General features: G+C 74.1%; 20 protein-coding genes. 12 read left to right on the top strand and 8 right to left on the bottom strand.

Annotated elements, in window-relative coordinates:
- The first annotated feature begins 274 nt into the window (after nt 1-274).
- From FB558_RS09060 to glmS, 3 genes are all read left to right on the top strand, one after another.
- On the top strand, nt 275-4039 hold the full coding sequence (locus FB558_RS09060) for an ABC transporter ATP-binding protein (RefSeq protein ID WP_170231245.1): 3765 nt from the start codon (nt 275-277) through the stop codon (nt 4037-4039).
- A gap of 286 nt (nt 4040-4325) precedes the next feature.
- A complete protein-coding gene (locus FB558_RS09055) occupies nt 4326-4595 on the top strand; it encodes a hypothetical protein (protein ID WP_142050261.1) in 270 nt (89 codons plus the stop codon).
- 10 nt (nt 4596-4605) lie between these two features.
- Entirely contained in the window at nt 4606-6432 is a 1827-nt protein-coding gene (gene glmS / locus FB558_RS09050; RefSeq protein ID WP_142050258.1) for a glutamine--fructose-6-phosphate transaminase (isomerizing), read from the top strand.
- Nucleotides 6433-6632: 200 nt separating this feature from the next.
- Here glmS and FB558_RS09045 read toward each other — a convergent pair whose 3' ends face one another.
- Complete coding sequence (locus FB558_RS09045; protein WP_170231244.1) at nt 6633-8111, bottom strand: GAF domain-containing protein; 1479 nt, start codon at nt 8109-8111, stop codon at nt 6633-6635.
- A gap of 160 nt (nt 8112-8271) precedes the next feature.
- On the opposite strand from FB558_RS09045, the gene FB558_RS09040 reads away from it, so the two are divergent.
- The 4 genes from FB558_RS09040 (at nt 8272) to FB558_RS09025 (ending at nt 11897) form a co-directional block, all read left to right on the top strand.
- Nucleotides 8272-9003 carry a LuxR C-terminal-related transcriptional regulator gene (locus FB558_RS09040; protein WP_142050252.1) on the top strand — a complete coding sequence of 244 codons (732 nt, stop codon included), beginning with the start codon at nt 8272-8274 and terminating at the stop codon, nt 9001-9003.
- 95 nt (nt 9004-9098) lie between these two features.
- The gene (locus FB558_RS09035; RefSeq protein WP_142050249.1) at nt 9099-9815 is read left to right on the top strand and encodes a DedA family protein; all 717 of its coding nucleotides are present in this window, start codon (nt 9099-9101) and stop codon (nt 9813-9815) included.
- Between the two features lie 48 nt (nt 9816-9863).
- Entirely contained in the window at nt 9864-10457 is a 594-nt protein-coding gene (locus tag FB558_RS09030; RefSeq protein WP_142050247.1) for a TetR/AcrR family transcriptional regulator, read from the top strand.
- A 42-nt stretch (nt 10458-10499) separates the two neighbouring features.
- Nucleotides 10500-11897 (top strand): amidase, encoded by a 1398-nt coding sequence (locus tag FB558_RS09025; protein ID WP_142050244.1) that lies wholly within the window; start codon nt 10500-10502, stop codon nt 11895-11897.
- 147 nt (nt 11898-12044) lie between these two features.
- On the opposite strand, the gene FB558_RS09020 is transcribed toward FB558_RS09025, so the two are convergent.
- Genes FB558_RS09020 through FB558_RS09010 form a run of 3 tightly spaced genes read right to left on the bottom strand, consistent with a single transcriptional unit; the run spans nt 12045 to nt 15077 of the window.
- Nucleotides 12045-13070, bottom strand: coding sequence for a 6-phosphofructokinase (locus FB558_RS09020; protein WP_142050241.1), 1026 nt, complete (start codon nt 13068-13070; stop codon nt 12045-12047).
- A 59-nt stretch (nt 13071-13129) separates the two neighbouring features.
- Nucleotides 13130-14485, bottom strand: coding sequence for a sodium:proton exchanger (locus FB558_RS09015; RefSeq protein WP_142050237.1), 1356 nt, complete (start codon nt 14483-14485; stop codon nt 13130-13132).
- A 22-nt stretch (nt 14486-14507) separates the two neighbouring features.
- On the bottom strand, nt 14508-15077 hold the full coding sequence (locus FB558_RS09010; protein ID WP_342787357.1) for an ATP-dependent Clp protease proteolytic subunit: 570 nt from the start codon (nt 15075-15077) through the stop codon (nt 14508-14510).
- 318 nt (nt 15078-15395) lie between these two features.
- On the opposite strand from FB558_RS09010, the gene FB558_RS09005 reads away from it, so the two are divergent.
- Nucleotides 15396-17501, top strand: coding sequence for a PhoX family protein (locus FB558_RS09005; RefSeq protein WP_425467981.1), 2106 nt, complete (start codon nt 15396-15398; stop codon nt 17499-17501).
- A 131-nt stretch (nt 17502-17632) separates the two neighbouring features.
- Here FB558_RS09005 and FB558_RS09000 read toward each other — a convergent pair whose 3' ends face one another.
- The 3 genes from FB558_RS09000 to FB558_RS08990 form a co-directional block, all read right to left on the bottom strand.
- Nucleotides 17633-18406: a VldE C-terminal domain-containing protein gene (locus FB558_RS09000; RefSeq protein ID WP_142050231.1), complete on the bottom strand. Its 774-nt coding sequence runs from the start codon at nt 18404-18406 to the stop codon at nt 17633-17635.
- Between the two features lie 169 nt (nt 18407-18575).
- Complete coding sequence (locus FB558_RS44405; protein ID WP_246106331.1) at nt 18576-19280, bottom strand: VldE C-terminal domain-containing protein; 705 nt, start codon at nt 19278-19280, stop codon at nt 18576-18578.
- Between the two features lie 441 nt (nt 19281-19721).
- Nucleotides 19722-20696 carry an AraC family transcriptional regulator gene (locus FB558_RS08990; protein ID WP_211366234.1) on the bottom strand — a complete coding sequence of 325 codons (975 nt, stop codon included), beginning with the start codon at nt 20694-20696 and terminating at the stop codon, nt 19722-19724.
- A 149-nt stretch (nt 20697-20845) separates the two neighbouring features.
- On the opposite strand from FB558_RS08990, the gene FB558_RS08985 reads away from it, so the two are divergent.
- The 4 genes from FB558_RS08985 (at nt 20846) to FB558_RS08970 (ending at nt 23683) form a co-directional block, all read left to right on the top strand.
- On the top strand, nt 20846-21739 hold the full coding sequence (locus FB558_RS08985; protein WP_142050226.1) for an NmrA family NAD(P)-binding protein: 894 nt from the start codon (nt 20846-20848) through the stop codon (nt 21737-21739).
- Complete coding sequence (locus FB558_RS08980) at nt 21736-22215, top strand: anthrone oxygenase family protein (RefSeq protein ID WP_142050223.1); 480 nt, start codon at nt 21736-21738, stop codon at nt 22213-22215. The genes FB558_RS08985 and FB558_RS08980 overlap by 4 nt, the downstream gene beginning before the upstream one ends.
- Before the next feature lie 70 nt (nt 22216-22285).
- Nucleotides 22286-22765 carry a DUF3291 domain-containing protein gene (locus FB558_RS08975; protein WP_211366232.1) on the top strand — a complete coding sequence of 160 codons (480 nt, stop codon included), beginning with the start codon at nt 22286-22288 and terminating at the stop codon, nt 22763-22765.
- A gap of 60 nt (nt 22766-22825) precedes the next feature.
- Entirely contained in the window at nt 22826-23683 is an 858-nt protein-coding gene (locus FB558_RS08970; protein ID WP_142050220.1) for a spermidine synthase, read from the top strand.
- Between the two features lie 15 nt (nt 23684-23698).
- Here the strand turns inward: FB558_RS08970 and FB558_RS08965 are convergent, their stop codons facing one another.
- On the bottom strand, nt 23699-25144 hold the full coding sequence (locus tag FB558_RS08965) for a DHA2 family efflux MFS transporter permease subunit (RefSeq protein ID WP_142050217.1): 1446 nt from the start codon (nt 25142-25144) through the stop codon (nt 23699-23701).
- Nucleotides 25145-25264 lie beyond the last annotated feature (120 nt).

The raw sequence follows: 25264 nt of genomic DNA, 5'->3' as shown, positions 1-25264 counted from the left end.
TCCTGCGCGCAGCCGTCCTAGCCGAGACAGGGGCTCACGTCGTCGAGCCGGGGAGTTCACCGTGTTGAGATGTGCGACTCGCGCTGTCGAGGTGAGGGACTCGCGCTGTCGAGGTGGGGGACTCGCGCTGTCGAGGTGGGGGACTCGCGCTGTCGAGACGGGGGACTCGCCCGGCTGGAACGGGAGACTCGCCTTGTTGGGGGGGCGGGCGTCGGCGGGACGGCTCCCACGCGGGCGGCGTCGCGGTGTCGGTGGAGCGGCATAACGTGGAGGTGTGCCCGACGCTCCCTCTCCCGGCTGGATCCGCCGGCTCGTCCGTTCCTGCCTGAAGCACCGGGCGGTCGCCGCGGGGGCGCTCGTCGCCTCGGTGTTCGGGGTGAGCCTCGAGGCGGTGGGGCCGCTGCTCACGCGGGTCGCGGTGGACGATGCCGTCGCCGGCTCCACCGCGGTGCTGGGCACGGTCGTGGTGGCGGTGCTCGCACTGGCGCTCGTGCGCTTCGGCGCCGCGTTCCTGCGCCGTTACCTCGCGGGGCGGCTCGCGCTGGACGTGCAGCACGACCTGCGGCGCCAGGTCTTCGCCGCCGTGCAGCGCCTCGACGGGGAGCGGCAGGACGCGCTGCGCACCGGGCAGGTCGTCTCGCGGGCGATCACCGATCTGCAGCTGGTGCAGCAGCTGCTGTCGATGGCGCCGCTGGCGCTGGGCGCCGTGGTGCTGGTGGTCGTCTCGATCGGGGCCATGCTCTGGCTGTCGCCGCTGCTCACGCTGGTGGCGCTGGTGCTGCTGCCGGCGGTGTGGTGCGTCGCGCTGCGCACCAGGGCGCGGCTGTTCCCGGCCACCTGGTCGGCCCAGCAGCGCGCGGCCGACATCGCCCAGCACGTCGAGGAGACGGTCGCCGGCGTCCGGGTCGTCAAGGGCTTCGGCCAGGAGCAGCGGGAGACCGCCACGCTCGAGCGCGGCGCCGCGCGGCTGTTCGGCGAGCGCATGCGCGCCGCCCGGCTCACCGCCCGGCTCAACCCCACGCTGCTCGCGCTTCCCGCGCTGGGGCAGGTCGGGGTGATCGCGGTCGGGGGCTGGCTCGCCATGGGCGGGTCGATCAGCCTCGGCACGTTCCTCGCCTTCTCCACCTACGTCGCCCAGCTCGTCGCGCCCGCCCGCATGCTCGGGTCCCTGGTCGTCAGCGCCCAGCTCGCCCGCGCGGGTGTGGAGCGCGTGCACGACCTGGTCGACTCCCAGCCCGACGTCGTCGACCCCGCCTCCCCCGCGACCCTGCCCGAGGGGCCGTTGTCGGTGGAGCTGGACGGCGTCACGTTCGGCTACTCGCGTCGGGAGCCCGTGCTCGACGGCGTCACGCTGCGCGTCGCGGCGGGGGAGACGCTCGCGGTGGTCGGCACCGCCGGGTCCGGCAAGTCCACGATCGCCCTGCTGCTGCCGCGCTTCTACGACCCGCAGCGGGGCGAGCTGCGCCTCGGCGGCGTGCCGCTGCCGCGGCTGCGCCTCGCCGACCTGCGCCGCGAGCTCGGCGTGGTGTTCGAGGAGGCGTTCCTGTTCTCCGACACCATCCGGGCCAACATCGCCTACGGCCGCCCCGACGCGAGCGACGAGGAGGTGCGGGCCGCGGCGCGGGCGGCCCAGGTGGACGGGTTCGTCGAGGCCCTGCCCGACGGCTACGACACCCTTGTCGGCGAGCGCGGCCTCACCCTGTCCGGCGGGCAGCGCCAGCGGGTGGCGCTGGCGCGGGCGGTGCTCACCGACCCGCGGGTCCTGGTCCTCGACGACGCCACCTCGGCCGTCGACACGGCCACCGAGGCCGCCATCCACGACACGTTGCGCACGCTCACCGCGGGGCGCACCACGCTGCTCGTCGCGCACCGGCGTTCCACGCTCGCCCTCGCCGACCGGATCGCCGTGCTCGACGCAGGCCGGGTCGTCGACGTGGGCACGGAGGCGGAGCTGGCGCAGCGTTGCCCGCTGTTCCGGGAGCTGCTCGCGGTGCCCGAGCCGGGGGCTTCGGTGACGCGGCTGGACGAGCCCGGGCGGCGCGGCGCCCACCGCGGCGGCACGGTGCACGCGCCCGTCACCGCGGAGCTCTGGCCCGACCCGGAGCCCGCCGACGGCGTCCCGCAGCCCGTCCGCACCGCCGACGCGGGCGCGGTCCGCCCCGGCGGGCGCGGCGGCATGGGTGGCGGCATGGGTGCCGCGGGGAACATGGCGCCCACCCCCGAGCTCCTCGCCGCGGTCGAGGCGCTGCCCCCGGCCACCGAGGAACCGCGCATCCGCGGCGAGGACCCGACGGCGCCGGACCCCGGCTTCCGGCTCGCCGGGCTGTTGCGGCCGGTGCGCGCGCTGCTGCTGGTGGGCGTCTCACTGGTGGCGCTCGACGCGCTGGGCACCCTCGCCCTGCCCGCCGTCACGCGGATGGCCGTCGACGGCGGCATCACGGCGGGCGCGCCCGAGGTGCTGCTCACGGCCATGCTGCTGGGCATCGGGCTGGTGGTCGCCGGGTGGCTCGTGGTGGCCACGCAGACCGTCGTCACCGCCCGCGCCGGGGAGAGCCTGCTCTACCTGCTGCGGGTGCGCAGCTACGCCCACCTGCAGCGGTTGGGCCTGGACTACTACGAGCGCGAGCTGTCCGGGCGCATCATGACGCGGATGACCACCGACGTCGACGCGCTGTCGGCGTTCCTGCAGACCGGCCTCGCGCAGGCGGTCGTCAGCGTCCTCACGATCGTCGGTGTCGCGGTCGCGCTCCTGGTCACCGACCTGGAGCTGGCGCTGGTGGCCCTCGCGGTGCTGCCGGTGCTCGTGGTCGCCACGGTGATCTTCCGGCGGGTGTCCTCCACCGCGTACGCGGAGGCCCGCGAGCGGGTGAGCATCGTCAACGCCGACCTGCAGGAGAACGTCGTGGGCGTGCGCGTCGCACAGGCCTACGTCCGGGAGGAGCGCAGCGCCAGCACGTTCGGCGAGCGCAGCGCGGCGTACCGGCGCTCGCGGCTGCGCGCGCAGCGCTACATCGCGACGTACTTCCCGTTCGTCGCGCTGCTGTCCGACGTGTCGACCGCCGCCGTCCTCGGCGTCGGGGCGGCGCGGGTGGCCTCGGGGGAGATCACCGCGGGCGTCCTCACCGCCTTCCTGCTCTACCTCGCGCTGTTCTTCGCACCGGTGCAGCAGCTCTCGCAGGTCTTCGACAGCTACCAGCAGGCCCGCGTCGGCCTCTCGCGCATCTCCGACCTGCTGCGCACCCCCACATCGGTGCCCCCCGAGCCCGCCGGCGACCCGGTGCCCGCGCCCGCGCGGTTGCGCGGCGAGGTCGAGCTGCGCAACGTCGGCTTCGCCTACGCAGGGGCGGAGACGCCCGCGCTGGCCGACGTCTGTCTGCGGGTGGCCCCCGGCGAGACGATCGCCCTCGTCGGTGCCACCGGCGCGGGCAAGTCCACGCTGGTCAAGCTGCTCGCCCGGTTCTACGACGCCGGCACGGGCGCGGTGCTCGTCGACGGCGTCGACGTGCGGCGCTACCCGCTGGCCGGCTACCGGCAGCGGCTGGGGATCGTGCCGCAGGAGCCACACCTGTTCACCGGTGACGTCGCCGCCAACATCGCCTACGCGCGCCCGGGGGCGTCGCGGTCGGAGGTCGAGGCCGCGGCGCGGGCCGTCGGTGCGTGGGAGCTGGTGGCCGGGCTGCCCGGCGGGTTCCGGCACCCGGTCGGTGAGCGCGGGCAGGGGTTGTCGGCCGGGCAGCGCCAGCTGATCGCGCTCGCCCGCGCGGAGCTGGCCGACCCCGACCTGCTGCTCTACGACGAGGCCACCGCCGCGCTCGACCCGGCCACGGAGGCCGCCGTGCTCGAGGCGGGTGACCGGGTCACCGCCCGCCGCACGGCCTTCGTGGTGGCGCACCGGCTGGGTACGGCCGCCCGCGCCGACCGGATCGTGGTGCTGGACGGCGGCCGTGTCGTCGAGGTGGGCCCGCACGCCGAGCTGCTCGCCGCCGGCGGTCACTACGCCCGGCTCTGGCAGGCCGGGGAGCTGGAGCCGGCGGCGTAGCGGCCTCGGACGTCGCGCCGGAATCGGTGCGCGAGCGGCGAAGCGCGCCCGGGCGCCGCCTCGCCCGCCGCACACCGACTTCTGCTCGCACACCGAATGCTGCCCTGGCACACCGACTGCAACCGGTGTGGGAGCACCACGATCGGTGTGTGAGGGGGCCGGGCGGGCCGCCGCCCGTCACCTAGCGTCGTACGGCGGCCGCCAGGACTGCCGCATCGGGCGGATCCTGCCCGTATTCGGGCAGGAAGTTTGGGTTTTGCCGCCGCGCAGGGCACCATCTCTCCTCGTGCCCGCCGGACCCTACGACGACCTCGTCGCCCACCTGGTGCGCAGCACGCCGCTCAACGCGGGTGAGGCGGCGCGGGTGGTGGCCGAGGTCGTGGGCTACTTCTCCGAGGAGCTTCCGGAGTTCGTCCGGCGCAGGCACGCGGAGCTGCAACGTCGCGGGCTCACCAACGAGCAGATATTCGCGGCGCTGGACGCCGAGCTGGCGACGCGACGGGTGGCCCCGCCGCCGCTGTCGGCACGCCAGCTGCGGCGCATCGTCTACGGCTGAGAGGACTGCTATGTGCGGCATCGTCGGATACGTCGGGCCCCAGGACGCCGCCCCGATCCTCCTGGAGGGGCTGGGGCGCCTGGAGTACCGCGGGTACGACAGCGCCGGTCTCGCGCTCGCCGGCAAGGGCGGGCTCAAGGTGCGGAAGGTGAGCGGCCGGGTCGCCGACCTCGCCGCCGACCTGCCCGCGCGGTTCAAGGGCTCGCCGGGGATCGGCCACACGCGCTGGGCGACGCACGGTGAGCCGTCCACGGAGAACGCGCACCCGCACACCGACACGGCGGGCCGGATCGCCGTCGTGCACAACGGGATCATCGAGAACGCCGACGAGCTGCGCGCCAAGCTGACCGCAGACGGCGTGGAGTTCGCCTCGCAGACCGACACCGAGGCCGTCGCGCACCTGGTGGCCGCGGCCTTCGCCGCGGGGGCGGTCGACCTGGAGCAGGCGGTGCGGCAGGCGCTGCGCCAGGTCGTCGGCGCCTACGGCCTCGCCGTGGTGGACGCGGAGCACCCGGACCGGGTCGTCGTCGCCCGCAACGGCAGCCCGGTGCTGCTGGGCGTCGGTGAGAAGGAGATGTTCGTCGCCTCCGACGTGGCCGCGCTGATCGGCTACACCCGCCAGGTGGTCTACCTCGACGACGGCGAGCTCGCCACCGTCACCGCGGGCGGCTACCGCACGTTCACCCTCGACGACCGCGCGGTCGCGAAGAGCCCGTCCTGGATCGACTGGGACGTGGTCGGGGCGGAGATCGGCGATCACGCGCACTACCTGGTGAAGGAGATCGAGGAGCAGCCGCGGACCATCGAGCGGGCGCTCAAGGGCCGCATCGACGAGCGCTTCACCACCGCGCACCTGGGCGGGCTCAACATGAGCGTCCGGGAGGCGCGGGAGTTCCGGCGCGTCAAGATCCTGGGCTGCGGGTCGGCCTGCTACGCGGGCGAGCTCGGCGCGCAGCTGATCGAGGACCTCGCGCGCGTCCCGGCGAGCGCCGAGGCGGCGTCGGAGTTCCGCTACCGCAACCCGGTGGTGGAGCCGGACACGCTGTACGTCGCCGTGAGCCAGTCCGGCGAGACGATCGACACCCTCGCCGCGGTGCAGGAGCTGCAGCGCAAGGGCGGCCGCGTGATCGGCATCGTCAACGTGGTCGGCTCGACGATCGCGCGCCAGGTCGACGGCGGCATCTACCTGCACGCGGGGCCCGAGATGTCGGTGGCGGCGACCAAGTCGTTCACCTCGACGGTGACGGCGTTCGCCCTGCTGGCGCTGCACCTGGGCCGCATCCGCGACCTCTCCCCGGAGCAGGGGAGGCGCATCATCGCCGGGCTGAACGCGCTGCCCGGGCAGATCACCGAGATCCTGGGGCAGTCCGATGCGATCGCCGAGGTCGCGAAGGAGATCGTCGACAGCCGCGGCATGATGTTCGTCGGTCGCCGCCGCGGCTGGCCGGTGGCGCGCGAGGGTGCGCAGAAGCTCAAGGAGATCTCCTACATCCATGCCGAGGCCTACCCCTGCGCCGAGCTCAAGCACGGCCCGCTCGCGCTGATCAGCCCGGAGATGCCGACGGTCGCCGTGGTCCCCGACGACGACCTGCTGGAGAAGAACACCTCCACGCTCTCGGAGATCAAGGCGCGCAAGGGTCCGGTGATCGCGGTGGCACACCGCGAGCTGCCCGCCGACCTGGCCGACCGCACCCTCGTGATCCCGCGCAACGAGCCCGAGCTCGACCCGATCCTGCTGTCGGTCCCGCTGCAGATCCTCGCCTACCACGCCGCCGTCGCCCTGGAGCGCGACGTGGACAAGCCGCGCAACCTGGCCAAGAGCGTGACGGTGGAGTAGGGCGCAGCCCGCGCGCTGAGGAGGCGGGGTGTCCGGCGGTTCGGCCGCACTCGGGCCGGGCGCCGCGAGGCGCACGCGAGCGTCGTGACGGGCGCCCTGCGGTGCAGGTCGGAATGATTGTCCGCTGCTGATCGCTGCGAGATGTACGCAGCGGTCTCGGCGGCAGCGCTGATGCACGGCTGGGAACGATCAGGGGGTGACTACCCCTCGGCCACCAGCCGCGCCCGGCGGGCGGCGAGCGTGCCGCGGCGCGGGTCGGACGCCGGGAGCAGATCCAGCAGCCGGTCGTGCACCTCGAGGTCCTCGCGACCCAGCGGGTGGGCGGCGAACTCGGCGAGCAGGTCGGGGTCGTCGCTCTCCAGCACGACCCCGCGCAGCCCGACCTCCAGCTCGTCGCGCAGCTCTCGGATGGCGGGGGCGTCCGAGCGCGGCAGCAGCGCACCCGCGCAGGCGCGCAGGGCGTCGGCGGGCCTGCCGTCGCGGATCGCGCGGGCGAGGGCCTGGAAGTCGGTGTCGACGGTGGCGGCGAGCCGGTACGGGCGGGTGCGCAGCACGTCGGCGCCGATCAGGGAGCGCAGGCGCAGCACCTCCCCGCGGACGGTGGTGGGGTTGCCCTCGTCGCCGTAGAGCAGCAGCGCGAGCTGCTCGGCGGTGAGCCCGTCGGGGTGCAGGGCGAGCGCGGTGAGCAGCTCGGCGGGGCGCAGCGTGAGCGGGATCGACCGGCCGTCGAGCACGGCGGAGGGCCCGCCCTCGCCCGTGAACCGCAAGGAGAGCGCGGAGCGCGGCGCCGCGCGTGCGCTCGTCTGCGGCGCGCGCAGCAGGAAGCCCTCCGCGAGCTGCTCCACCACCATCTCGCGGCCGTCGTCGAGCACCACCCGGTCGGCGTCGGGGCGCAGCGCCACCCGCTCCGGCCACTCGCCGTACGGCTCGCCCGCCACGACGCGTCCGGTGTCGCTGACCAGTGCGCCGGGGCACCCGCGCAGGCCGGCCAGGTGGGGCATGTTGCGCACGCGCAGCCGCTCGTCCTCGATGGCGAGGCGCACGCGCAGCTGGTTCTCCGCGAGCTGCGCCGTGGCCACGACCAGCTGCTTCATCGCCGGGTGCACCGTGTGCAGGGGACCGCTGATGTCGATGGCGCCGAGGATCGCGCCGGTGTCGGGGTCGTGCACGGGCGCCGCGGCGCAGGTCCACGCGTGGTAGGTGCGGACGAGGTGCTCGGCGGAGTGGATCGTCACCGGCGCGTCGACGGCGAGGGTGGTGCCCATGGCGTTGGTGCCGATGGCGTCCTCGGTCCACCGCGTGCCCGGTTGCAGCCCCACCTCGTCGGCCGAGGACAGCAGCCGGGCGGCGCCCTCGCGCCACAGGATCGTGCCGTCGGCGTCCGTGACGAGCATGACGTGCATCGCCTCGTCGGCGATGCTCACCAGCGTGCTGCGCAGCAGCGGCATCACCGCGTTCAACGGGTGGGCGGTGCGCAGCTCGGGCAGGTCCGCGTCCTGCAGGACGACCGGTGGCGTGCGCTTGTCGGGGTCGATGTGCGCGGCGAGGCTGCGCCGCCACGACTCGGACACGAGCGAGCGCGGTGCCGCGGGAGCACGGTCACCGGCGAGCACGGCGTCGAACACCCGGTGGAGCAGGTGGGCGTGCGCCACAGGGTCGTGTGCACCTTGAGTCGTCATCAGCACTCCGAGCGTCATCGCCCCAGGACCGCGCCATCATCACCCAGCGGTCGGGAAGCAGCAAGACGAGCGGATGTTGAGCGTGCAACGTGCAGGCAACGTGCGGCTTCCTAACCTCGCCGAACCGACGCCGACCAGCGCCGCCAGGGGAGGTTGCCCGATGACCGCTGACGCACTGCTCGACCGCCACACCGCGACGGACACCGTGGGTGGCGTTCCCACCACCACCGTCCGGCGCACCGCCCGCCTCCTCGTCGTGGACGACGAGGCGATCGTCCGATTCGGGTTGCGCCAGCTGTTCGCCGCCGACCCGCACCTCGCCGTCGTCGGCGAGGCCGCGACGCCGCGCGACGCGCTCGTGATCGCCGACCGCTGCCCGCCCGACCTCGTCATCCTCGACGTGGACCTCGGGCGGGGGGACGCCGCCGGCGTCGAGCTGGCCCGGATGCTGCTCGAGCGCCATCGCGGGGTGCGCGTCCTCGTGCTCACCGGGTGCCGGGACCGCGACGTCATGATGCGCACCGTCCGGCTCGGTGTGCACGGGTACGTCCGCAAGGGTGCCGACACCGCCGACATCGCCCGCGCCGTGCACATGCTGCTGCGCGGCGAGAGCGTCTTCGACACGGGCGGCGCCGCCGGTGCCGTCGTCATGGACGTGCTGCGCGACGAGGACCGCCCGCCGGCCCGCGGGCTGGGCGGGGCGATGCTCACCGAGCGGGAGAACCAGGTCCTGCGCCTGCTCGCGGTGGGGATGTCCAACCGGGAGATCGGGCGGCGGTTGGTGATCAGCGAGGCCACCGTGAAGTTCCACGTGCGCAACCTCCGCGACAAGCTCGACGTCCGGCGCCGCACCGAGATCGTCTACACGGCGACGCGGCAGGGCATCGTCTGACGACCTCCCCTCGGGGAGGACCCTGATACGAAATCCGGGTCGGGCGGCACTTTCGACCGATGTGCCGCCCACCTCGTGGTTCCTAGCCTGGCTGCATGATCGATGGACTGCGGCTGCTGCTCGACGGCGCGTTGGCGTCGCAGTGGCTGCTGCTCGTGATCGTCGGGCTCGCCGCCGTCGACGCGCTGCTGCCCGTGGTGCCGAGCGAAGCGCTGATCATCGCGGCCGGTGTGGGGGCGGCCGCGGGGAGCCAGGACCTGCTCGCGGTGGTGGCGGCGGCGTCGCTGGGAGCGTTCCTCGGCGAGGTGGCGTCGTACGTCCTCGGTCGCGGGTTCGGGTCCGTGGTGCGTGGGCGGCTGCAGCCCGGGACGCCGCGGGCCGAGCTGTTCGCCCGCATGCAGCACACCCTGACGACGCGGGGTGGCCTCATCCTGTTGACCGCGCGCTACATCCCGGCCGGACGGACCGTCGCGGCGCTGGCGGCCGGGGCGATCCGGTTCCCGACCGCGCGGTACCTCGCCTACAGCGCCATCGGTGCCACGATGTCCGCCGCCTACGTCGCGGCGCTGGGCTTCCTGGGCGGCGCGGCGTTCGCGAGCGACCCGCTCGTCGCCCTGCTCGTGAGCCTGGGCGTCGGTACCACGATCGGGGCGGTCGCCGGGCTGGTGCGCAAGCGCCGGGCCGGACGGCCCGAGCCGGCCCGCCCGCAGCTGCGGACCGTCGCGGCGCCGGTGCCGCCGCGCGACCACTGGGAGGTGCTGCGCGTCGGACGCCGGCCCGCTCGGCTCGCCCGGACGGCGATCGCTCCGTAGCCGACGGAGCGCGCCGTCGCCGCGTGCGTGACGCCGTATCGTGGCGCGGTGCCGAGCAAGCGCCTGACCCGCGAGCAGAGCCGGGCGCGCACCCGTGAGCTGCTGCTCGACGCCGCCGCGGCCCTGTTCGCCGAGCGCGGCGTCAACGGAGCGTCGGTGGAGCAGATCGCCGAGCGCGCCGGCTTCTCGCGCGGCGCCTTCTACGGCAACTTCGCCGACAAGCACGATCTCGTCCGCGAGCTGCTGCAGCGGCGCACCGAGCAGGAGCTCGCCGAGGTGCGGGCGCTGCCCGGCGGGGACGGCTACGAGGGCCTGCGGGAGTGGAACCGCGCCCGTGCCGAGCACCTCGAGGAGTGGCTGGCCCTGCGCCTGGAGCTGCTGCTGCACGCGCTGCGCCATCCCGAGGCCCGGCCCGCGCTCGCCGCGCGGGAGGACATGGCGCGCGACGCCCACGCGCGGGCGCTCGCGTCCCGGTTCCGGGAGCGCGGGGTGGAGCCGCCCGCCGACCCGCGGCAGCTCGCGCTGATCGTGCACGCGCTGGAGGACGGTCTGCTGCTGCAGCGCATGCTCGCGCCCGACCGGTTGCCGGCCGACGTCGTCGTCGACGCGGTGGAGTTGTTGGACCGGCTGTGGACCCACTGATATGCAGCTGCGTATCTGAATACAGCTCTGTATCTTGAGTGCGTGGACGGGATCTGGGAGTGGAGCGCGGCCGCCGTCGGCCGGGCCGTCGGTGCCGGCGAGGTGTCGGCGCGCGAGGTGATCGAGGGGTGCCTCGCGCGGATCGACGAGGTGGACCCGGCGGTCAACGCCATCACCGTCCGCTTCGGCGAGGCGCTCGCCGAGGCGGACCGGATCGATGCCCGGGTGCGGGCGGGCGAGCCGGTGGGGCCGCTGGCCGGCGTGCCGTTCACCGTCAAGGAGAACATCGACGTCGCGGGGTACGCGACCACGCACGGCGTCCCCCACTTCCGCGACGCCGTGGCCGGGCGGGATGCGCCGCCGGTGCGCCGGCTGCGGGCGGCCGGCGCGGTCCCGATCGGGCACAGCAACATGCCCGACCTCGCGCTCGCCGGGAACACCACCGTCAGCCAGCTGTTCGGGGAGACCCGCAACCCGTGGGGCGCGATCCGCAGCCCAGGGGGCACCAGTGGCGGGGACGGTGCGGCCGTCGCGTCGGGGATGGCCGCGATCGGGCTCGGCAACGACTCGGGCGGGTCGGTGCGGCTGCCGGCGATGTTCTGCGGGGTCGCGGCGCTGAAGCCGAGCTACGGCGGCATCGCCCAGGACCACCGCGTCGGGGGCGCCGACCCGACACCGGCCTCGCAGCTGTTCCCGGTCGACGGTCCGATCGCGCGCACCGTCGAGGACCTGGGCCTCGCGTTCGACGCCCTCGCCGGAACCGACCCGGCCGACCCGCGCGCGGTCCCGCGGGCGGCGGGGCCACCGCTGCCCCGGCGGGTCGCGTTGTGCGTCGACCCGGCGGGGCTCGGCGTCGACCCGCAGATCCGGGCGGAGCTGGAGCGGGCCGCGGCCGCACTGGGCGAGGCGGGCTACGAGGTCGAGGAGGCGGAGCCGCCACGGCTCGCGGACGCCCTGGCCGCGTACGGGACGTTGATCACCACCGAGTTCGGGTTGCGCTGGCCCTCGATCCGGCGGCTGCTCACCGAGGAGTCGGCGCAGCACATGGAGCTGTCGATGGCCCGGCGCCCGCCCGCCGACCTCGAGGGCTACCTGGCGGCCTCGGCCACCCGGTTCGGCGTCATGCGGGAGTGGGACGCGTTCGCCCAGCGCTACCCCCTCGTGCTCGGGCCGGTGTACACCGAGCGGCCGTTCGACGTGGACCCGTTCGACGCCGAGCAGGGGCTGCGCGCGATGCTCGGGATGCGGTTGTGCACGGCCACCACCTGCGTCGGCGTGCCGGCGGTGGCCGTGCCGACCGGGGTGGTCGACGGCCAGCCGCTCGGCGTGCAGCTGATCGGACCGCGCTACCGCGAGGACGTCTGCCTCGCGGCCGCCGGCGAGGTCGAGGCCCGCCTCCCGATCCCGGCCCCGATCCCCGAACCCCGCGTAGCAGGGTGAGCTGGGGGCTCCGACTCCTGGACCAGAGCGGATGCTGAGTCGCACTGTCGTTTTGGGAGATTCGCGCTGTCGAGACGGGAGACTCGCGCTGTCAGAACGGGAGACTCGCGCTGTTGGTTGGGGGACTCGCGCGCGTTGGCGGAGGGGTCAGCCGAAGAAGACCTCGGCCTCGGCGTAGAGGCCGGGGTCGACGACCTTGAGCTCCTTCGTCGCCTCCGAGAGGGGGACCAGCTCGATGTCGGTGCCGCGCAGCGCGGTCATCTGGCCCCACGAGCCCGCGTGCACGGCGTCGATCGCGTGCAGGCCGAAGCGGGTGGCCAGCCAGCGGTCGCGAGCCGTCGGGGTGCCGCCGCGCTGGACGTGCCCGAGCACCGTGGTGCGGGCCTCCTTGCCGGTGCGCTCCTCGATCTGGTGGGCGAGCCAGTCGCCGATGCCGCCCAGGCGGACGTGGCCGAAGGCGTCCTTCTCGCCGCTCTGCAGCACCTCGTCGCGGTCCTTCGGCATGGCGCCCTCGGACACCACCACGATCGGCGCGTAGTCGAGCCGGAAGCGCGACTCGACCCACCGGCAGACCTTGTCGATGTCGAAGCGGATCTCCGGGATGAGGATGGCGCTCGCACCGCCCGCCATGCCGGAGTGCAGCGCGATCCAGCCGGCGTGCCTGCCCATCACCTCGACGATCAGGGCGCGGTGGTGCGACTCCGCCGTGGTGTGCAGGCGGTCGATCGCCTCGGTCGCGATGTTCACCGCGGTGTCGAAGCCGAACGTGTAGTCGGTGCCCGACAGGTCGTTGTCGATCGTCTTCGGCACGCCGACGACGTTGACGCCCATCTCGTGCAGCTTCGTGGCCACGCCCAGGGTGTCCTCGCCGCCGATCGCGATGAGCGCGTCGACGCCGAGGTCCTGCAGGTTGCGCTGGATGCGCTCGACGCCGTCCGGCACCGCGAACGGGTTGGTGCGCGAGGAGCCGAGGATCGTGCCGCCGCGCGGGAGCAGGCCGCGCACGGCGGGGATGTCCAGCGGCTTCGTGAGCGCCTCCAACGGCCCCCGCCAGCCGTCGCGGAAGCCGAGGAAGGAGTAGCCGTACTCCGGCACGCCCTTGCGGACGATGGCCCGGATGACCGCGTTCAGTCCGGGGCAGTCCCCGCCTCCCGTGAGCACGCCGACGCGCATGGCTCGTACCTCTCCATCGATGCAGAAGTGGGCGCCGTCACGCTAGCGCGACGGCTCCGTCACCGAGAGGGCGACACCCGCTCACCCTCCGCCAGCTCGTCGAAGGGCGTGACGAGACCGTCGCGGAGGGTCCGTCCCAGCGCCCGTCGCCTGCGCAGCAGCAGCCCGGCGGAGAGCACGACGTAGAGGGCCGAGAGCACGATCACGACGACGCGGTCGACCTCGGTCGGGAGCGTGAGGCTGGCGACGAACTGGATGGCGAACAGCACGAACAACGCCACCGCGCCCCACGCCGTCAGGGACAGGGCGATCAGCAGGCTCACGGCGAACAGCGACTGCGCGGCGGTGAGGAGCAGCTCGAAGCGCTGCTGGGCGTCCAGCGGGAGGCCGTGCACCGAGCGGGAGGCGAGCGCGAACACGATCGGGATGGTGCCGACGAGCAGCGTCCACTGGTTGACCTTGCTCGACAGCAGGGTGCCGAGCGAGTCGCTCGCCTTGAGCCGGGCCGCGTACAGGCAGGCGACGATCAGTTCCGGCGCCTCGCTCGCGATCGGGGCCACCCACTGGACCAGCAGGAACTCGTCGACGCCGAGCTCGGCGCCGGTCTGCACGAGGTTGTCGGCGAAGTGCTCGGCGCTGGCCAGGATGACGAGCGCGGCCACGGCGAACAGCGACAGGTAGGTGCTGCGGCGGCGCCGGCGTTCGAAGCCGCCGATCCAGGCCGAGGTGCCGATGAGGTCCGGTTCCTCGGCCGGTGCCTTCGCGAGCCGGATCGCGTACGCCACGAAGATCGACACGAGCACGGCGGCGTCGAGCAGCGTGAGTGAGGTCCGCAGCGGCAGGTGCAGCGAGTACACCGTGGCGATCCCGAGGTAGACGATCTCCGCCGACATGGCGCGCGGCATCGTCACGCCGCGGGGTGAGACGCCGGTGGCCGTGCCCGCCCGGCGCGCCCGCAGCGCCGCGACCGCGGCCACCAGCACGACGACCGGCCACCCGATGCCGACGAGCACCCGGTTGGCGCCGGTCATGTTCGCGAGCGCGAGCGAGCACGGGTTGGCGCCGTCCGGGGTGGGCACGCACTCGCCGTGCTCCCCGTAGACGAGGCCCGCCTGGAGGCTGAAGACGAAGTCGACGGCGTACTCGGGCAGCACGGCGAGCAGGGCGAGGACCGCCAGCGCGAGCCCGGCGCTGACGTCGACCTGGGCCGCCTCGGCCGCCCACGAGAGGACGAACGCGGCCGCGATGATCGCGATGCCGTAGATCAGCGCGCCGAGCGGTGCGGGCAGCTCCGGGTGCGGGAGGCCGAGGTAGGACGCCGCACCGAGGTAAGTACCCGGTACGGCGACGAGCACGGCGAGCACGAGCGGCAGCGGTATGCGGAACCGGGGCACCGGGCCTGGGTACCCCGCCATCGCCGCCTCCACCCCGGGTGGGTCAGGCCTGCACCACGTGGTCGACCAGGCCGTACTCGCGGGCCTGGACGGCGGTGAACCAGCGGTCGCGGTCGGCGTCGGCGGTGATCGTCTCGAAGGTCTGGCCCGTGTGCCGGGCGGTGATCTCGGCGATCTCGCGCTTCATCTCGCCGTAGACCCCGGCGCGGATCGCGATGTCGGTGGCGTTGCCGCCGATCCCGGCCGAGGGCTGGTGCATCAGGATCCGCGCGTGGGGCAGCGCATGCCGCTTGCCCGGTGTGCCGGCCGAGAGCAGGAACTGCCCCATGGACGCGGCGAAGCCGATGGCCCAGGTCGCGACGTCCGGGCGGACCAGGCGCATCGTGTCGTAGATCGCCATGCCCGCGGTGACCGAGCCGCCGGGCGAGTTGATGTACAACGTGATGTCGCGCTCGGGGTCCAGCGCGGCGAGCAGCAGCAGCTGGGCGCTGATCCGGTTGGCGATCTCGTCGTCGACCTCCCGGCCGAGGAACACGATGCGCTCCTCGAGCAGCCGGTCCAGCACCGGGTCGGAACCGCTGGGGACGGTGGCCGGTGACGAGTGCAGCACCAGGCCGCGGACCGGGGGCGGGGACGGCTGCGCGGGCGGCAGGGGCGAGGGACTCGGGGTGGGGAACGGCGGTCGGGGGTGGGTGGCGCTGGTGATCGGCACGGGGGCTCCTGTCGTCGGCGAGAACCCGACGCTAGGACGGTTCTGCGCCCCACCGGGCCCGTGTTCGCCCAGAGCGGCGGTGTTCGCCCAGGGTGATCGGGGTGACGCACGCCTCGCCCTCCCCGGGCACGTTCACCTCTGCTCCATCTGGACGCCATCCCACCCTCAGTGGCCCTGCCTAGGGTCAGCGCGTTTCCCGAACGCCCCTGGAGGATGACGGTGGCCCTGCCACGCCCGGAGACCGGTCTCCGGTCCACTCTCTCGCTGCCGCTGCTGACCCCCCGCCACGGTGGCCGGCAGGGACTCACCTGCCGCTACCGCTGCGGCAACGCGTGCGCCCACGACGAGCCCAACACCTCCGAGAACGAGTACTTCGGCGACGTGCTCGCCCGCGCGGTGAGCCGCCGCGGCGTGCTGCGCGCCGGTGCCGTCCTGACCCTCGCCGCCGGCGCCACCACCGCCACCGCGGCCTGCGCGCCCGGGGCCGGCCCGCAGGCCGGTGGTGAGCCCGGCCTGCCGCAGGGCCTCGCGTACGAGCCGGTGCCGCCGAACACCACCGACGCGATCACGCTGCCGCCCGGTTACGAGAGCAACGTCGTGATCCGCTGGGGCGACCCGGTGGTGCCCGGGGCGCCGGAGTTCGACTTCGAGAACCAGACGGCCGAGGCGCAGGCCGCCCAGTTCGGCTACAACAACGACTTCTGCGGGCTGGTGCCGCTGCGTGGCCCCGGCGAGCGGTACCTGATGTTCTCCAACCACGAGTACACACTCGAGCCGCTGATGTTCCGCGGGTACGACCCGGCCGACCCCACCGAGGAGCAGTTCCGGATCGGCCTGGCCGCGCACGGCCTGACCGTGGTCGTCGTGGAGCGCGACCGGGAGACCGGCCGCATGACGCCGGTGCTCGACGGGCAGTACAACCGCCGCTACACGGGCACCTCGGAGTTCGTGCTCGACGGCCCGGCGGCCGGATCGGACCTGCTGAAGACCGGTGCGGACGCCTCCGGCACCCGGGTGCTGGGCACGTTCAACAACTGCGCGGGCGGCGTCACGCCGTGGGGGACGTTCCTGTCCGGCGAGGAGAACTTCAACCAGTACTTCGCCAACGGGGGCTCGATCTCCGACCCGGTCGCGGCCGCCCGCGTGCAGCGCTACGGGATCGAGGAGGCGGGCACCGAGCGGCTGTGGGAGCGGTTCGACTCCCGCTTCGACCTGGCGCAGGAGCCCAACGAGGTCAACCGCTTCGGCTGGGTGGTCGAGGTCGACCCGTTCGACCCGGCGGTCCCGCCCCTGAAGCACACCGCGCTCGGCCGGTTCAAGCACGAGGGCGCCACGATCCGGCTCGCCGAGGACGGGCGCGCGGTGGCCTACATGGGCGACGACGAGCGGTTCGACTACGTCTACAAGTTCGTCTCGGACGAGGCGATGCGGGAAGGCGAGAGCCGTGCCGCCCGTGAGCACAACCGCACCCTGCTCACCCGCGGCACGCTCTACGTCGCCCGGTTCACCGGGAACAGCCCCGCCGCCGAGATCACCGGGAACGGTGCGGTGCCCGCCGACGGTGCGTTCGACGGTGGTGGCGAGTGGATCCCGCTGGCGGCGGGCGACCGCTCGTTCGTCGACGGCATGACCGCGGCCGAGGTGTACGTCTACACCCGCGAGGCGGCGGACAAGGTGGGCGCCACCAAGATGGACCGCCCCGAGGACGTCCAGGCCAACCCGCGCACCGGCACCGTCTACCTGGCGCTGACCAACAACAGCGACCGCGGCAAGGCCGACGCCACGCGCACCACCGGCCCCGACGAGGCGAACCCGCGGCTGGACAACAAGCACGGGCACGTCATCGAGCTGGTCGAGGAGGGCAACGACCCGACCGCCACGAGCTTCGGCTGGTCGATCCTGCTGCTGTGCGGCGACCCGAACGACCCGAGCACCTACTTCGGCGGGTTCGACAAGAGCCAGGTCAGCCCCATCACCTCGCCGGACAACCTCGCGTTCGACCCCTACGGCAACCTGTGGATCTCCACGGACTCCGGCCTGGAGCTGAACATCAACGACGGCCTGTACGGGGTGTCGCTGGAGGGCCCGACCCGCGGGCGCACCACGCTGTTCGCGAGCGTCCCGGCGGGGGCGGAGTGCTGCGGCCCGGTGGTCACCGAGGGGTTCGTGCTGATCTCGCCGCAGCACCCGGGCGACCTGGACGGCGCGAGCCCGGAGACGCCGATGAGCACCTGGCCCGACGGCCCCGGCACCCAGCCGCGCCCGTCGGTGGTGAACATCTGGCGAGCTGGTCCGGGCGGCCGACCGGGCCGCATCGGCGCCTGACCGCTTCGTGAGTGGATACGAGTGCCGGAGCACTCGTATCCACTCACCGTCCTCCCTCGCTGCGCTCGGTCGGCCGCTTCGCGGCCCACGCTGTGTCCATGGTTCGCTCGCTGCGCTCACTCACGGCGGCGTCAGCCGCAGCGATCGGGGCGCGGTGTCGACTCCGGCGCGTCCTCGTCGAACGAGACGTGCACGTGGTCGTAGTGGTTCTCGGTGTCGTCGCCGCGGTCGGACATGCGCTCCCAGCCGCCGCCGTCGTTGTACCGCTGCTCCCAGATGACGTAGTCGACGCCGAGCTCGTCCTGGTTGGCCAGGGCGCACTCGGCGATCCGGTCCCCCCGCTCGCCGCGGACCATCAGGTCGATGGCGAGGCCCCGCGGGTGGTCGGAGTCGCGGCTGCGGTGGGCCTTGCCGATGAGCTCGGGCTCGTCGTAGAGGCAGCTGAGGAACCGGGCGCCGGCCCGCACCCACGGTTTGACGCGGCCCAGGTCGTCCAGGTCGACGTCGTCGCAGAACGCGGCGGCGTGCTGCTCGGCGAGGCCGGTGGCCTTCACGAGGTCGGCGACGTCCAGTTCGGGGGGTTCCGGCTCGTGCGTGGCCGCGACCGGGAGGATGCTGGTCAGCATCCGGACATCGCCCCCGGGGACCGCGGCCACGGGGCGCACGAGCGTCCCGTCGGCCGCCGCCTCGGTGACGGGGGCGGTGATGGTGGTGGCGGCGACGGTGGGAACGGCCACGGCGAGCGCGCCGCCCGCGGCGACCGCCGCCATGCCGTTGCGCACGACGAACTCGCCAGCGGCGCGGTGGCGCGCCGGTCGGTGGGCCTGCGCACCGGGGAGCGCGGCCGCGTTCAGAACGGGCCGCTGGTGCGCGCTGCGGCCGCCGGGGGAGCGGTGCCGAGACACGACCTGCCTTCCGGATCGCGCGACCCGTCCGGGCGACCGGTTCGGGGGAACCGGCGGATCGGGGGATCCCACCCGTGGGGAGCCGGGTCGCGCGTCGATCCGTCACGCACGATAGCGGATCGGTTACGCAGGGCTGTCATCGGTGACCCCGCGTGTTGCGGTTGCGGCGTCAGCAGCCCTGGAGGGAGCCGCCACCTCCGCCGCGTTCGAACGAGATGTGCACGTGGTCGAAGTGGTTGGCGGTCGCGCCGCCGCGGTCCTCCATGCCCTTCCACCCGTTGCCGTGGTTGATCTGCTGTTCCCAGATCACGTACTTGACGCCCAGGGTGTCCATGTTCTCGAGTGCGCAGGAGGCGAGCGCGTCACCGGTGGCGCGGTCGACCATGAAGTCGACGGCCAGGCCGCTCGGGTGGTCCGAGGTGCCGGCCCGGCCTGCGACGCCGTGCATGTCCGGCTCGCCGTAGCGGCAGCCGAGCTGCTCCGCCGCGTTGCGCACGTTCGACTTCACGCGTCCCAGGTCGGAGAGGTCCAGGCCGCAGTCCACCGGGCCCTTCGCAGCCTCGGCCTCGGCGGCGGCGCGCTCCTGCGCGGCCCGCTCCTCGGCGGCGGCCTTCTCGGCGGCGACCCGGGCGATCTCCTGCTCGGCGAGCTGCACGGCCTTCACCAGCTCGCTCGCGTCGGCGACGTCCGGGTCGGGGTCGACCGGCTCGACGGCCGCCGCCAGCAGCGACGCGCCCGTGGCGCCCGCCGCGTCGAGCTCGTCCGGCTCGTCGAGCTCGGCCTGCGCGACCGGCACGACGGCGGGCGCGGGAGCCCGTTCCGGTTCGGGTGGTGCGCCGCCGACCAGCGAGAACGCGCTGCCGGTGACGGCCACTGCGGCGGCACCCCGCCGCAGCGGGGTCGGTACGGACCGTAGCGCGCCAGCGCCGGCACGGCGGCGGCCGGGAGCCACCGTGAGCGGGTGCTGGTGCGCGCCTCGGCCCCGGGGGGAGCGATGCCGAGCCACGACCTGCCTTCCGGACCGACGGCGACGGTAAGGGCGTCCGGTTCGGGGGAGCCGGCGGGTGGGGAGTCCCGTGTCCTTTTCGTGACCGTGCCGTCATGTATCCGAGAGGCAACGTAAGCAACCTCCCGGTCCCCTGCACGTCAGAGGGCCGGCGGATGGGACGAGAGCGCGTCGGCGAGCGACGAGCGGCGGGGCGGTGCCCCGTTCGGGTCAGGCGCCCGTGCCGCCGTCCGGCGGTGTCCGGTTCATCCGTTGCGCCCGGTGGCGGCAGGCTCCTGATCAGCGCGGACGTTCACGACCACGAGTCGGTCAGGCGGGCTCGTGGAGCCGCTGGACCTGGTCGCGGCCCCGTGCGCCGACGGCGCCGGGGGAGACGCCGACCATCCGCTTGAAGGCACGGCTGAACGCCGCCTCCGACTGGTAGCCGAGCCGGCCCGCCACCTCGCCGACGGTGGCCCCCTCCTCGGTCAGCCAGGTGCGGGCCACGTGCATGCGCCAGCGGGTGACGTAGCGCATGGCGGGCTCGTCGACGAGCTCGGTGAAGCGGGCCGAGAACGCCGAGCGCGACATGGCTAGCTCGGTGGCCAGCGACGCGACCGTCCAGTCCCGCGCGGGTTCGCGGTGGATCAGTGAGATCGCCCGGCCGATCTGCCGGTCGCGCAGCGCGCCGAGCCAGCCCCGCTGGGCCGCCGGGTCGTGCTCGATCCAGGCCCGCAGGGTCTGGATGACGAGGATGTCCGACAGCCGGGTGATCACTGCTTCACCGGCGGGGCGCAGCTCCGAGGCCTCGGCGGCGATCAGGCGCAGGGTGCTCTGCATCCATTCGCCCTGCGGTCCTCCTCCGGGTTCGACGTGGATCACGTCGGGCAGCAGCGGGACGATGTGGTGCGCGGCCGGGTGGTCCAGCCGGACCGCCCCGCAGAGGAGCACGGTGGCGGCTCCGCCCCCGCCGTGGCGCAGGATCCCGTAGCGGTTGCGGAACTCGTGCTCGATGCTCGTGACGTCGGGGGCGATCGTGCCCGGCTCGCTGCGCAGCGTGTGGCCCCGACCGTGCGGCACGAGCGCGAGGTCCCCGGCCTGCAGCACCCGCGGCTCGGCGTCGCCCACCTCGAGCTGCATCCGCCCGGCGGTGACGATGTGGAACCAGAGGCAGTCCGGCCAGTCCGGCACCGTCAGTCCCCACGGCGCGGTCAGCTCGGAGTGGCAGTAGAAGCTGCCGGTGACGCGCAGGAAGTGCAGCGCCTCGCCGAGCGGGTCGTCCGCGTGCAGCGGGTTCGTGAGCACGACGGTCAGTGTGCCGGGCCGGAGGACCGAGCGTCCACCAGACCTGGACGAACGAGCATGGAAGTGCGACTCCCGGCGATGGGAAGTCCAGTTCCGCCCCGGCAGCCTGGACGTCGAGCAAGGACGACCACGACCCCGAGGAGAACCCGATGATCACCGTGATGGGAGCGACCGGCCAGGTCGGCAGCAAGATCGTCCGCCGGCTGTCGGCGGCGGGTGAGCAGGTGCGCGCCGTCGGCCGCAACCCCGAAGCGCTCGCCCGGCTCGCCGCCGACGGGGCCGAGGTCGTCGCGGGTGACGCAGGCGACGCGGACTTCCTGACCCGCGCCTTCCGCGGGGCCGACGCCGTGCACACGCTGCTGCCCTACAGCCCGACGGCGCCGGACTTCCGGGCCGAGCAGGCCCGGCTGGGCGAGGCGATCGTCACGGCCATCCGGGACTCGGGCGTGCGTTCGGTGGTGGCCCTGAGCAGCCTCGGGGCCGACCTGCCGGACGGCACCGGGTTCATCGCCGCGAGCCTGTACCCCCAGGAGCAGCGCCTGCGCGCGCTGGACGGCGTCGACGTGCTGTTCCTGCGGCCGACGCTGTTCTTCGAGAGCATCGTCGCGGCGGTCGACCTCGTGGAGGCCATGGGCGTCAACGCCGACGTGGTCGACCCCGACGTGGCGGTGCCGATGATCGCCACCCGGGACATCGCCGAGGTCGCCGCCGCGGCGCTGCGCTCCCGGGACTGGACGGGTGTCGCGGTCCGCGAGCTGCTCGGCCCGCGCGACCTCACCTACACCGAGGCCACCCGGATCCTGGGCGCGGCGATCGGCAACCCGGACCTGCAGTACGTCCGGCTCCCCGACGAGGAGATGATCGGCGCGCTGGTCCAGGGCGGGTTCTCCCCGGACACCGCGGCGCTGCACGTCGAGATGGGGCACGCGCTCTCGGCCGGCGCCATCACCCCGCACGAGGGGCGCACCCCCGCCACGACGACCCCCACCCGGTTCGAGGACGTGGTGTCCACGCTCCTCCCCGATCGCCAGGAGACGTCATGATCGACTCGGTCCTGCCCGCCGTCGCGCTGCTCGGTGCCGTCGGCTGCGGCGTGATGGCAGGGGTGTTCTTCGCCTTCTCGACCGCGGTGATGCCGGGGCTGCGCAGGCTGTCCCCGGCCGACGGCGCCGCGGCGATGCAGCAGATCAACCGCACGATCCTCAACCCGCTGTTCGGCCTCGTCTTCGGCGGCACGGCGCTCCTGTGCCTGGTGCTGGCCGTCGGTGCGCCGTTCAGCGGCCGGGCAGGCACCGCCTGGATCGTCGCCGGGGCGCTGCTGTACCTCGTCGGCAGCATCGTGCTGACGATGGCGGTGAACGTGCCGATGAACAACCGGCTGGACGCCGCGGACCCGGCGAGCGCGCAGGGCGCCGAGGTCTGGACCGGCTACCTCGCCCGCTGGACCGCGTGGAACCACGTCCGCGCGGCGGCCTGCACGGCCGCGACCGCCGCGCTGGCGATCGGGCTGTGGTCCTGACCGCGAGGGTCGGGTTCGCGGGGTGCGGGTCAGCGGTCACGGCCGCGCCCGCCCCCCTACGCTGGCGCCGGTGCAGCACCTCGCGCAGGTGAACGTCGCCCGGCTGCGCGCGCCGGTCGACGATCCGTCCATGCGGGAGTTCGCCGCGGGGATCGACTCGATCCACTGCCTTGCCGCCGCGAGCCCCGGCTTCGTCTGGCAGCTGCGCACCGACGACGGCCACGGGATCTGCGTCCAGCCCGGCGAGGGCGGGCCGGTATTCGTCAACCTGACGGTGTGGCGCGACTACGAGGCCCTGCACGCGTTCACCTACCGCACCGCGCACGCCGCCTTCCTGAAGCGGAGGTCGCGGTGGTTCGCCGCGACGCCGCAGCCGTCCACGGCGCTGTGGTGGCTGCCGGCGGGCACCGTCCCCGCGGTGGACGACGCCCTGCGCCGGTTGCGCCACCTGCGCACCTACGGGCCGACCGCCCGCGCGTTCTCGCTCCGCCGACGGTTCCGCCCCGACGGCACGCCCGCCACCCGCCGCCCCCCGACCCGCGCGCGCTGACCCGCTCGCGGTCGGCGGTGCCCGCCGTGGGGCGGTGCGCGGCGCGTCGATACTGGACGCGTGGCGGGTCGGCGGGGGAACGGGCGGGAGCCGGTCCGCGCGCAGGTCGGCACCGGGGACGCGGAGCTGCGGGCGGATCCGGACCGCCGCCGCGGCTGGACGCTGCTGGTGGACGGCACGCCGCAGTCGCACGTCGACCTCGACGACCCGACGCACCTGGAGTTCGACTACGTCCGCAGGCTCGGGCACGTCGTGGACCTCGCGGCGCCCCCGCGCCGTCCGCTGCGCGCACTGCACCTGGGTGGCGGGGCCCTGACGCTGCCGCGCTACGTCGCCACGACGCGGCCGCGGTCCGTCCAGCAGGTGGTCGAGGTGGACGCCGGGCTGGTCGAGCTCGTGCGCCGGGAGCTGCCGACCGAGCGGGCGTGGCGGCTGCGGGTCCGCACCGGCGACGCGCGCGAGGTCGTCGCCCGCCTCCCCGACGGCGCGTTCGACCTGGTGGTGATGGACGTGTTCGCCGCCGCCCGCACGCCGTCGCACCTGGCGTCGGCGGAGTTCCTGCGGGCCGTCACGCGCGTCATGGCGCCCGCCGCGACCTACGTGGCCAACCTGACCGACGGCGGCGCGCTGGCCTTCGCCCGCGGCCAGGTGGCCACGGCGCAGGAGGTGTTCGCCCACGCCTGCGTCGCCGCCGACCCCGCCGTCCTCCGGGGCCGTCGCTTCGGCAACCTGCTGCTGGCCGGCGCGCCGGGGCCGCTGCCGGTCGACGACCTGACGGCGCGGGTGGCGGGGGACCGGTTCCCCGGGCGGGTGCTGCACGGCAGGGAGCTCGAGCGGTTCCGCGCCGGTGCGCGGCCGGTGACCGACGACGTGGCCGTGGCGTCGCCGCCGCCCCCGCGGGGAACCTTCCGGGCTTGAGCGCGACGACCGCCCTCAGGCCGTCGTCGCCTCCTGGCGCCGACCCCCGACGAGCAGGGTGAGGGGGAGGGCGACGGTGGCGATGACCGCCGCGCACAGGAACGCCGCGTGCGCACCCGCCGCGTCGGTGCCGGCTGCGCCGGTCGCCGATCCGAGCGCCATCACCGTGATGAAGAGCGCCGTGCCCGCCGCGCCCGCGACCTGCTGGATGGTGGCCATGATCGCGCTGCCGTGCGAGTCGAGGTCGCCGGGCAGCCGGCCCAGCGCGTCGGTGATGAGCGGGGTGAGCATCAGCGACAGCCCGACGACCAGCACGACGTGCATCGCCACGACCATCGACAGCGGGGACGTGGCCCCCAGCGTGGTGAACGCCCAGAGCGCGACGGTGAGCACCACGGCCCCGGGGATGACCAGCTTCCGCGCACCGAGCCGGTCGTAGAGGCGTCCGACGACGGGCCCCAGCAGCCCCATCACGAGCCCGCCGGGGAGCACCGCCAGCCCGGTGGCGAAGGCGTTGACTCCGAGCACGTCCTGCAGGTAGAGCGGGAGCAGGATCAGCACCCCGAACAGCGACATCATGCTGAGCACGACCAGCACGATCGAGATCACGAACGGCCGGTGGCGCAGCGGACGCAGGTCCAGCAGGGCGTTGCCCGCGCGCTGCAGCCGCAGCTGGCGGGCGACGAAGACCGCGAGCGCCACGGCGCCGATGACGGTGGGCAGCCACGGCGGCAGCTGCGCCTCGCCGCGGGCGGCCTCGCCGACGCTGCTCAGGCCGAAGATCAGGCCACCGAAGCCGAGCGCCGACAGCAGCACCGAGACGAGGTCGAGGGGGACGGGCCGCACGTCGGCGGCCACCCGCAGCCACCGCAGCCCGGCCGCCAGCGCGATCAGCGCGAGCGGCAGCACGATCCAGAACATCCACCGCCAGCCGAGCGCGGTGAGGATCACGCCGGAGAGCGTGGGGCCGATCGCCGGCGCGACGGCGATGACCACCGTGATCGTGCCCATCATCTGTCCGCGCCGCTCCGGTGGCACGAGGCGCAGCACCGACGTCATCAGCAGCGGCACCATCACGGCCGTGCCCGCGGCCTGCACCACGCGGCCGGTCAGGAGCACCGGGAAGCCGGGGGCCAGCGCGCAGATGAGCGTGCCCAGGCTGAACAGGGTCATCGAGGCCAGGTAGATCTGCCGCGGCGGGAAGCGCTGAAGCAGGAACCCGGTGATCGGGATGACCACGGCCATCGTCAGCAGGAACCCGCTGGTCAGCCACTGCGCGGTGGCGACGGTGATGTGCAGGTCGGCGATCAGCGCCGGCAGCGCGACACTCATGATCGTCTCGTTCAGGATCATCCCGAACGCCGAGCCGACCAGCAGCGCGATCACGACGGACGCACGCGCATCCGCCGGCACCGGCTTCCCGGTGGCGTCGTCGGTGCGGCCGGTGGCCGGGCTGCTCATACTGCTCCTGACGTCGAGAGGGGATCCTTTCCGACGCTACCGATCTCGGCGGGCGCGCGGCCACGCAGTTCGCGGGTAGCGAGGCGGCTCACACCGCCCTCGGCTCCGAAACCCGCGGCC

The organism is Pseudonocardia kunmingensis, assembly GCF_006716445.1.
GTDB classification, from domain to species: Bacteria; Actinomycetota; Actinomycetes; order Mycobacteriales; family Pseudonocardiaceae; genus Pseudonocardia; species Pseudonocardia kunmingensis.
The sequence above is the reverse complement of the archived record's forward strand: the minus strand, read 5'-3'. Positions and strand labels throughout refer to the sequence as shown.

Excerpts from the sequence above, each read along its gene's own strand:
- FB558_RS09045 (WP_170231244.1), bottom strand. The coding sequence starts at position 8,111 with ATGACGACTCAAGGTGCACACGACCCTGTGGCGCACGCCCACCTGCTC.
- FB558_RS09035 (WP_142050249.1), top strand. The coding sequence starts at position 9,099 with ATGATCGATGGACTGCGGCTGCTGCTCGACGGCGCGTTGGCGTCGCAG.
- FB558_RS09015 (WP_142050237.1), bottom strand. The coding sequence starts at position 14,485 with ATGGCGGGGTACCCAGGCCCGGTGCCCCGGTTCCGCATACCGCTGCCG.
- FB558_RS09020 (WP_142050241.1), bottom strand. The coding sequence starts at position 13,070 with ATGCGCGTCGGCGTGCTCACGGGAGGCGGGGACTGCCCCGGACTGAAC.
- FB558_RS08985 (WP_142050226.1), top strand. The coding sequence starts at position 20,846 with ATGATCACCGTGATGGGAGCGACCGGCCAGGTCGGCAGCAAGATCGTC.
- FB558_RS08980 (WP_142050223.1), top strand. The coding sequence starts at position 21,736 with ATGATCGACTCGGTCCTGCCCGCCGTCGCGCTGCTCGGTGCCGTCGGC.
- FB558_RS09040 (WP_142050252.1), top strand. The coding sequence starts at position 8,272 with ATGACCGCTGACGCACTGCTCGACCGCCACACCGCGACGGACACCGTG.
- glmS (WP_142050258.1), top strand. The coding sequence starts at position 4,606 with ATGTGCGGCATCGTCGGATACGTCGGGCCCCAGGACGCCGCCCCGATC.
- FB558_RS08965 (WP_142050217.1), bottom strand. The coding sequence starts at position 25,144 with ATGAGCAGCCCGGCCACCGGCCGCACCGACGACGCCACCGGGAAGCCG.